The sequence below is a fragment of the Niveispirillum sp. FG156 genome (genome assembly GCF_057809555.1).
Genome location: NZ_JBMDKE010000100.1, coordinates 1 through 381, shown reverse-complemented (window position 1 = coordinate 381; position 381 = coordinate 1). Strand labels below are relative to the sequence as shown.

Genomic DNA, 381 nt, shown 5'->3' with positions numbered 1-381 from the left:
CTGGAAAGTGCGGGGTCCAGGCCCGAAATCATCGTGGAAACACCCAGCGCCGGAACGATCTGCGCCCTGGCCCTGGCGGGGGTGGGGGTCGGTCTGGTCAATCCGGCCGCCGCTGATGGCTATGCCGAACGGGGGCTGGTCTTCCGGCCCTTCAAGCCGGATGTCCAGTTCAAATCCTACCTGCTGTTCCGCCCCGATGCCCAGAAGGCGCGGCTGGTGAAAAGCTTCGTGGCTGAACTGCTCCATTTCCGCGACCGCGTCACCTTGCCGGGAACAGGGAAGGCGGATTGAAACGATCGCCGGGGCTAAGATTTAGAGTGGTCCTGGAACAACAAAAAGCCCCGGTGGATTTCTCCAGCGGGGCTTTTGATCATAAACTTG

At 61.2% G+C, this 381-nt stretch carries 1 protein-coding gene; it reads left to right on the top strand.

Going from position 1 to position 381, the window contains the following annotated elements; translation table 11 throughout:
* The coding region (locus tag ACODSP_RS28230; RefSeq protein WP_488968828.1) for a LysR substrate-binding domain-containing protein at positions 1 to 291 on the top strand (291 nt) is incomplete at its 5' end.
* Positions 292 to 381 lie beyond the last annotated feature (90 nt).